General features: G+C 49.3%; 8 protein-coding genes and 1 pseudogene. 6 read left to right on the top strand and 3 right to left on the bottom strand.

All coding sequences use genetic code 11. The annotated features are described in order from the left end of the window. Positions 1 to 209: 209 nt before the first annotated feature. From RSA72_RS12880 to RSA72_RS12905, 6 genes are all read left to right on the top strand, one after another. Complete coding sequence (locus RSA72_RS12880) at positions 210 to 1,145, top strand: ABC transporter ATP-binding protein (protein ID WP_332633281.1); 936 nt, start codon at positions 210 to 212, stop codon at positions 1,143 to 1,145. Then, on the top strand, positions 1,142 to 1,915 hold the full coding sequence (locus tag RSA72_RS12885; protein WP_332633283.1) for an ABC transporter permease: 774 nt from the start codon (positions 1,142 to 1,144) through the stop codon (positions 1,913 to 1,915). Before RSA72_RS12880 ends, RSA72_RS12885 begins: the two co-directional genes overlap by 4 nt. Beyond that, positions 1,915 to 2,730 carry an NADPH-dependent 7-cyano-7-deazaguanine reductase QueF gene (gene queF / locus RSA72_RS12890; protein WP_332633285.1) on the top strand — a complete coding sequence of 272 codons (816 nt, stop codon included), beginning with the start codon at positions 1,915 to 1,917 and terminating at the stop codon, positions 2,728 to 2,730. Before RSA72_RS12885 ends, queF begins: the two co-directional genes overlap by 1 nt. Before the next feature lie 26 nt (positions 2,731 to 2,756). Continuing rightward, a complete protein-coding gene (locus RSA72_RS12895; RefSeq protein ID WP_332624045.1) occupies positions 2,757 to 3,407 on the top strand; it encodes a hypothetical protein in 651 nt (216 codons plus the stop codon). Between the two features lie 626 nt (positions 3,408 to 4,033). After that, positions 4,034 to 5,035, top strand: coding sequence for a lytic murein transglycosylase B (mltB, locus tag RSA72_RS12900; protein WP_332624046.1), 1,002 nt, complete (start codon positions 4,034 to 4,036; stop codon positions 5,033 to 5,035). 285 nt (positions 5,036 to 5,320) lie between these two features. Then, a complete protein-coding gene (locus tag RSA72_RS12905; RefSeq protein ID WP_332624047.1) occupies positions 5,321 to 5,932 on the top strand; it encodes a septal ring lytic transglycosylase RlpA family protein in 612 nt (203 codons plus the stop codon). Positions 5,933 to 6,414: 482 nt separating this feature from the next. Here RSA72_RS12905 and RSA72_RS12910 read toward each other — a convergent pair whose 3' ends face one another. The 3 genes and pseudogenes from RSA72_RS12910 to RSA72_RS12920 form a co-directional block, all read right to left on the bottom strand. Continuing rightward, on the bottom strand, positions 6,415 to 6,732 hold the full coding sequence (locus RSA72_RS12910) for an AzlD domain-containing protein (protein WP_332624048.1): 318 nt from the start codon (positions 6,730 to 6,732) through the stop codon (positions 6,415 to 6,417). Next, positions 6,733 to 7,425, bottom strand: a complete 693-nt coding sequence (locus RSA72_RS12915; protein WP_332624049.1) for an AzlC family ABC transporter permease — start codon at positions 7,423 to 7,425, stop codon at positions 6,733 to 6,735. A 115-nt stretch (positions 7,426 to 7,540) separates the two neighbouring features. Beyond that, positions 7,541 to 8,223, bottom strand: a pseudogene (locus RSA72_RS12920) (AraC family ligand binding domain-containing protein). Positions 8,224 to 8,450: the final 227 nt, after the last annotated feature.

Raw genomic sequence — 8,450 nt, forward strand, 5'->3', positions numbered from 1 at the left:
CCTGTACTCTATCCAGTTGAGCTATGAGCGCGCGAGCACATCATATCAAAAAAATCAGCAAGGTAAAGCACCTATAGAGAAGTATGTCATTTTTATGCTCATCCTTTATACAATGTTCCAGTTTTGCAACGCAGAATTCCCGGTGAATTGCTTGGTTTATTCCGCCAGATCGCTCACAATACTCACATTATTCACCGGGCGAGATGTTCATGACTGATGCATTGATGTTGAAAGATTTGTCGAAAACCTATAAAAACGGCTTTCAGGCGCTTCAAGGGATCAATCTGACTGTGCCTGAAGGCGAGTTTTATGCGCTTTTAGGCCCAAATGGCGCCGGCAAATCAACCACCATCAGCATTATCAGCTCTTTAACCCAAAAGACTTCCGGCACTGTCGAAATTTTTGGCCATAACTTAGACACCCATCCCTCTCAAGCCAAGCAGTGCTTAGGGGTCGTGCCTCAGGAATTCAACTTCGGCCAGTTTGAAAAAACGTTTGATATTTTAGTCACGCAGGCCGGCTATTACGGCATTCCTAAAAAAATAGCGCAGCAGCGCGCCGAAGCGTATTTGGAAAAACTCGGCCTGTGGGATAAGCGCGCAGTGCAGGCGCGCATGCTGTCCGGCGGCATGAAGCGCCGCCTCATGATTGCCCGCGCCATGATGCATGAGCCTAAGCTGCTGATCTTAGATGAGCCGACCGCCGGCGTAGACATTGAGCTGCGCCGCTCAATGTGGGACTTCCTGGTTGAAATGAACAATAAAGGCACATCAATTATTCTGACCACGCACTATCTGGAAGAAGCGGAAATGCTGTGCCGGCGCATTGCGATCATTGACCGCGGCGTGATTAAAGAAGACACCAGCATGAAAAGCTTCCTGAACCAGCTCAGTGAAGAATCCTTTATTTTCGATTTAGCCGCGCCGATTGCGCCGCTGAAGCTGGAAATTATCGGCATGCGCTTTAATTTAATTGACCCAGTCACTTTAGAAGTTACGATGGATAAGGCGCATACCCTGAATCAGCTGTTTCAGCTGCTGGAGGCGCAAGGTGTACAGGTGCGCAGCATGCGCAACAAATCCAACCGGCTGGAAGAGCTGTTTGTCAAAATGGTGGAAAAAAACCTTGAGGGCGCTGCGCAATGAATTTCAATCAGCTGAAAATCGCCCTGTATACCCTTGTTCATAAAGAAATCCGCCGCTTCATGCGCATCTGGCCGCAAACCCTGCTGCCGCCCGCCATCACCATGAGCCTGTATTTTGTGATTTTCGGCAATCTGGTCGGTTCGCGCATTGGGCAAATGGGCGGCTTCACCTATATGCAGTTTATTGTGCCCGGCCTGATCATGATGGCGGTGATCACCAACAGCTACGCCAACGTATCTTCCAGCTTTTTCAGCGCAAAATTTCAAAAGAGCATTGAAGAGCTTATAATGAGCCCGGTGCCTTTGCATGCTATTTTATGGGGCTATGTCTTAGGCGGGGTCTGCCGCGGCATGCTGGTCGGCATTATTGTCACGGCAATGAGCCTGTTTTTTACCGACCTGCATATCACCAACTGGTTTGTGACGATATATACGGTACTGGTGACTTCCCTGCTGTTTTCACTGGGCGGGCTCATCAATGGCGTTTACGCCAAATCATTTGATGATATTTCGATTATCCCTACTTTTGTGCTGACACCGCTGACCTATTTAGGCGGCGTGTTTTACGCAATTTCCGCCTTAAGCCCATTTTGGCAAAACTTATCTCTAATCAACCCCATTGTGTATATGGTCAACGCTTTCCGCTACGGCATTTTAGGCCACAGCGATGTCAATGTCGGCATTTCACTGGGCGTGGTTACTTTATGCTGCGTGGCGCTGTACTGCGCGGCTTACTATTTACTTTCTCGTGGTTCAGGAATGCGTGAATAATGAGTGTAGAACATTCTCTTTTGGGTAAAGACACCAATTACCCGACAGAATATCAGCCCGGTATTCTGTTCCCTATCGCGCGCGCTCAGGCGCGTGAGCAGTATGCGCAGGTTGAAGGCATTCAGCAGGGCAAAGACTGGTGGCATGTCTTTGAAATTTCATGGCTGAATGTTGCCGGCCTGCCGCAGGTGGCAATTGGCCGCCTAACCCTGCCGGCTTCCTCGCCGAACTTGATCGAATCAAAATCCCTGAAGCTCTACTTCAACAGCATGAACTTCACCCGGTTTGACTCGCAGGAAGCCTTTATCGCCACGGTGGAAAAAGACTTGTCCGCCGCCGCTCAGGCGCCTGTGGCGATTGAGCTGATTCAGGCCGATGCATTGGCTGTTTCGCAGCCGGAAGGCATCTGCATTGATGATTTGACGCCGGAGCGCCTGGCCAGCCATCCTGATGCTGCTTTGCTGAAGCTGGATGATGAAAATGCAGAACACGCTGAAATCCAGCTGTATTCGCATCTGCTCAGAAGCAACTGCCCTGTCACCGGACAGCCCGACTGGGGCACTGTTTTTATCCGCTATCAGGGTAAAAAACCTTGTTATCGCAGTATTTTAGCTTATATTATTTCTTACCGTCAGCATAACGGCTTTCATGAGCAATGCGTGGAGCAGATTTATGCCGACATCTGGCAAAACCTGCAGCCGGAAAAGCTAATGGTTTATGCTGCCTATACGCGGCGCGGCGGTTTGGACATCAACCCTTGCCGTGTATCGGACTTAACATGGATGCCTCGCCCAATCCGGTTGGCGCGACAGTAAAAGAAAAACATTGAGGTTTAGAGACGATGCCGTTTTTTGGTTTTATTCCGACAGAAGATTTGCTCAACAGCATTCAGGCCGGCCAGCAGAAGAAGAATTCCAGTGAGCCGCTTTATCCATTGCGCGATAAAACCGCTTTGCTGATCAATGATGAAATCATTGATGCGACTATTCTTGGCCCAGTGCGGCTGTTCCCTGCCAGCGATAAGCGCGAAACTGCCGAAAAACTGGCGGGCTATGTAAAGTCTACCGTGGCTGTGCTGCTGAAGCAGCTGCTCAGCAAGTCATCCAATGAGGTGGTGAAGCAGTCCATCGAATTTTCTGAAAAAAGCTTATTTAAAGATGCAGCCGGCAATTACCGCGTGGGCGAAGCGCTGGATGCAGGCTTAGTGACTAATCTTAAAATGGCGTATGCCGAGATTAAAGCCGGCAATGATGTGAATAAGGCGGCTTTCAGCGAACTGTACAAGCAGTTTGCAGAATCCACAGTGCGCCACTTTATGAATGACTTTAATAAGACCCTGGATTTAGGCATGATTAAGCGCAAAGCAGCCGACATCGGCGCTGCAGCGGTCATTAAAGCCACGCATATTGCAATTGATAAAATCTTCCCGCATTTAAGCAAAGAGGAATTAGGCGCGCTGGCCGAAGCGCATGATTCCATGTTCCATTCTTAAGCCGTTTTCCGCTGCAGGCCGCAGCCTGCTGTTTAATAAAAGCCGGACAGTATCCATGTCCGGCTTTTTCATTGCAAAAGCTTTTTTGCTGCGCGCAATCATGCAGGGTTAGGTAAAAACAGCCTGTTCAAACTTCTATCCCTCATCACCAGCAAACAGCATTGCAAAAACGCCTTTTCAGCATGATCGTGCCATTTTCAGCATCCGGCCACTTCAATGCATCTGCGCATTGCGCATCAGCTGCCTTTTCCACGCCATTTCAATATTCTATTTTAGCGCGGTTCAGCCCTTATCAGCATTTTGCATGCAGGCAGCCGCTGAAGCTTATGCGCTTTGGGCTGCCTAGCACGATTCTGGCCATTTTTTCAGCTTTCCCGGCGATATCGGCGCATAAACTGGCGTTAAGCCCCGGCTGCTGCGCATAATATGTTTTCTTTTCGATCAATCCTTGTCTATTTTTCTATAGGTTTTTGTTAACTTGCAAAGCATGAGTGGTATCTTAGGCAACTGCGCCATATGACTTATAATAAAAGCATTTTTTAATGCTTTTACATCCTCCTGCAGCTTTTAGCGCCTTACTGTCTCATCAGACATGTATTGATAATAATTTTGGAACACAGCCCGATATGTTAAAACGCCATCTGTATAAAAAATTTAAAATGCTTGCCATAGCGCTTGGATCTTTTTATGCGAGCAGTTTCTGCCAAGCCAATGATTTTCAAAACAGCCCGCAATATTTCAGCTTTAAGCAGAAAACCATGCAGACTTACGGCTTAAGCGCCGAACAGGTTGACTGGGCAATGAATGGCGCAAAAAATGTACCCAACATTATAAACATTATGAACCGCCCGGGCGAAAGCAAGCCTTGGTACGCCTACAAAACCAATTTTCTAGCGGAAAGCACTATTCAGCGCGGCGTGCGCTTTAAGCAGCAGTATGCGGACACGCTGAACCGGGCTGAACAGCAGTTTGGCGTTCCCCAATCCATCATCTTAGGCATTTTAGGCGTAGAAACCGGCTATGGCGCCAACAAAGGCTCTTTTGTCACCCGCGATGCGCTGGCGACCCTAGGTTTTGGCTATGAACGCCGCGCGCAGTATTTTCAGGATGAATTATCCGCATTAATTGCCTGGTCGTATCAGGATGGCATAGCAGCCAATTCTGTGGTCGGCTCCTATGCCGGCGCAATCGGCTATCCGCAGTTCATGCCCAGCAATATTCCTAAATTCGGCGTAGATTACGACGGCAGCGGCCATATTGACCTGAGAAATTCCGCCGTCGATGCAATCGGCTCAATCGCCAACTACCTTGCGCAGCATGGCTGGCAGCGCGATCAGCCAATTGCCTTCGCCGCGCGCTATGCCGGCAGCAATCCTGAGTCGGTGATTTCTTCAGATTTAACCCAGCCCGTGCCCTATGGCGAACTGAAGACCAAAGGCATTGCGCCGTTGAATCCTATTGTTAAAGTAGATGATCTGGATTTGGTCAATGTCATTCAGCTGCAAGACAGCTACGGACCGATTTACTACATTACCTATCCTAATTTTCAGGTCATCACCACCTACAATAAAAGCCGCATGTACGCTACTGCGCTGTGGCTTTTAGGGACTGAAGTTGCCAGCCGATAAGGCTGGTAGTTTCCTGCAAAGCAGAAAAGTCAACAAAAAAAATCAGCAAAAAGCGTACAAAAACGGCTTTTTATACACCTTGTTACATTATTGATCATTTTTTAATCAATCACTGTTAATTTTATGTCCAAATTTAATTTATTTTAATTAAATGCTAGACAGCCTGCTGAGTGCATGAATATTATCCATTTCGTCAAATGTAGTTGCAAAAGTGAAATAACAGGCAAGTTTGCATGAATTTCAAATACTTGAAAGCCTCGTCAAAATGCCCTTGGGAGATAAACATTGCAGTCATCAATTCTTAAATATGTCTTAGCAGCCGCCGCGGCAGTTGCCCTAAGCCAATCGCAAGCCGAAATGGTTCAGTCATCATTCAGCAATGATAATGACAGCTCCCGCCTTGCAGCGCGCGCTTTAAACAAAGAAGCGCAAAGCTTTAATTCAAATTTTAAAAACCTCAGCAGCCTTTCAATCACTGAGCGTTCTGGCGATAAAATCCGCCGCGAAACCATTGCTGCTAAAATTGAAATCCCTCAAAATGAGCCTTCAGTGATTGAAAAGTTGAATACTGTTGCGTCCAATACGGTTCGCCGCTTCAGCCAAACCGGCACGGCGTCATGGTATGGCCGCCAGTTTCATGGCCGTAAAACCGCCAGCGGCGACACCTTCGACATGAATGGCCTGACCGCCGCTCACCGCAGCCTGCCGCTGAACTGCTTTATCCGCGTGACTAACCGCAACAACGGCAAAAGCGTTGTGGTGAAAGTCAACGACCGCGGCCCGTTCCACGGCAACCGTGTGCTGGATCTGTCTTATGGCGCTGCCAAGCAGTTGGGCATCACCAATTCAGGCACAGCAAACGTCAATATTGAACGTGTTGACGGCCCGAACTCTTAAGCCTATTTGCTTTGCATGCATTTGACGCTCAAAAGCCGCTGTAAGCGGCTTTGTTATTTCCAAGCGGATTGCTGCGGAATAAAGCGTCCAGAATGCAGCGCCGCTTTGCGTGCTGACGGCAGCGCTTAATGCGCAGCTTCATTTAGCCCGCTGCGGATGGCAGCCTGGACTGGTTCCCGCCTTGCCGGCAGGCTCAGGCCGCATATGCACAGCGCATTTTGGCTTGAATAACCCCATTTTAGCGCCAGAAAACCAGGCAGAAAAAACCGCCTTTCTTCAAACCCCTCCATTTACTCCAGATTTGCGCCATTTGGCGCATAAATAAAAAATCAGGCAAATGCGTAGCAAAGCATAAAACCGGCCAAAAAACGCAAATGGCGCGCATTTGCCGCACTGCTGCCTTCATGCAGATGAAAACAGCTTTTCCTTGAAATTTTTTCATCATTTTCAGCAGTTTTTTTGAATTCCGCTCAGCAGCCCTTTTAAAAATTTCCAAACCAAGTAATCGCATAGAAAAAAATCAGACTGAGCGTAATGCTGATCAGCAGTTTCCGCGTCAGCGCGGTCAGCACAGCGGTAAATACTGCGCCATAAAAATAGCTGTTTGCAGTCACGCCTTTCCACTGCTGCTGTTCAAAGAAAACAATCGGCAGGCAAATGGACACCATCAGGCAAGGCGCGGCGTATTTCAGCATGCGCAACGCAAAAGCCGGCAGCTGCACCGCGGTTTTCGGCTCCAGAAAAACATAGCGGTTAAAAAACACTACTGCTGTCAGGGTTAAAAGCAAGGTCCAGCTCATTTACTGCTCCGTTTCCTGATCAATCAGCGCCGACACCAGCATGCCGCAAAGCCCCGCCAGCAAAATTCCCGCCTCCAGCTGCAGCCATGAAAACAGCAGAATGGCCGCCGCTGACGCCATCACGCCAGCCACAGCCGCCCGGTTCTGAATCAGCATAATAGCCATAACTAGAAACACGGCCACAATGGAAAACTCCAGATGCAGCGCAGACAAATCCGGCACAGCATGCGCCAAGCCAATGCCGGCCATGCTGAAGCTGACCCAGCACAGGTAAAAGCTGAACCCGGCCCCCAGCAAATATGCAAAAGGGCGCTCGCTCTTCAGCATCGCAGTCGCGTAAAGTTCATCCGTCAGCAGAAAACCCAGGCAAAGCCTTTTCATTAAAGGCCATTCCGCGGCGGCGCTGCGCAGGCTCAGCGCATAGACAAAATGCAGACTGGTCAAAAAAAATATTGTCATCACAATGCTGAAAATTGAAGCGCCGGCCATCACCATGCTTAAACTGACCAGCTGCGCTGCGCCGGCAAAGACCAGAACCGACATGCCCGCCGCCTGCAGGGTGCTGAGCCCCGCATTGACCGCTGCCGAACCGGCCAGTATCCCCCATGGAATGACTGCAACCGACAGCGGCAGCATATCCCGCACCCCGCGCCAAAAGCCTAAAACCGGCTGTTCCTGAATAGACTGCTGCATAGCGACGCCTCCTCATCAATCATTTCAATTAACAGGAGGAGCACTATGCGCCCGCAGCCAGCACCGCGCTTGAATGAAATTGCTGCGTATCGAATATTGCAGATGAAATCCGTGATTAAGATTTATGCGCGGTGTACTGTGCCGGCGTGCAGCCTAGGGCTTTTTTAAAGTGCCGGGTAAAGTGGCTTTGATCGGAGAACCCGCACAGCTGCGCAGTCAAGGCAATATCCTACCCCTGCTTAAGCAGTTCTAAAGATTTGCGCAGCCGGCACTGCACCAGCAGCACTTTGCGCTGCGCTTCCGGCAGCGCTTTCATCGTTTTTCTGGACTGGCTGTGCCGGCTGAGCAGATAGGCCAGAGTTGAAATATACAGGCTCTGCTTGAACAAGGCGTTCTGCGGCTGCAGCAGCAAATCAAACAGCAGGCGCAGCTGCTCCGCCAAGCCTTCATCATGCACCACAGCCTGCGGAAACCACGGCGCCGTTCCTGTTTCCTAAAAGAAGTCCCGGCTGATGTCCTGCATCATTTCAGGCGTCGGGTAAATCGCGCGGTAGCGCCAGCCGCTTTCAACCGCCGAAGAGCCGGTATGCACTTCATCCGCATTGACTAAAATAATGTCGCCCTGCGGCGCAATATGCTGGCTGCCTGTGCGCCTTCATCAATCAGCCCAATGCAGTAGCCTTCATGCATATGCTTGGAAAATTGCGTCTGCTGATAGGATGCCCTGAGCATTTCCAGCCCGCCCAGTTCCTGCACATGATGATAATCTGCAAATTCAAGCCTTTTGATTGCATGCATGACTGTTCCCGCCCTGTGAAGGCCTTATACCATAACGCTTTTTTGCCGGCTGCATAGAACAAAATTGCTCATCCGCTTATTGATAAATTTTACCGTTATGCTTGAGCCAGCTATCCGCATGGCGCTTATAGCTAAATTCTAAAGTCTGTATGACGCATAATTGCTTATAAAGGATGATTGCACTGAATTTTATCCGCGTTAACTATTTCGGCAATTAACGATGGCGC

This window comes from Acinetobacter sp. (assembly GCF_036659555.1).
GTDB lineage: Bacteria > Pseudomonadota > Gammaproteobacteria > Pseudomonadales > Moraxellaceae > Acinetobacter.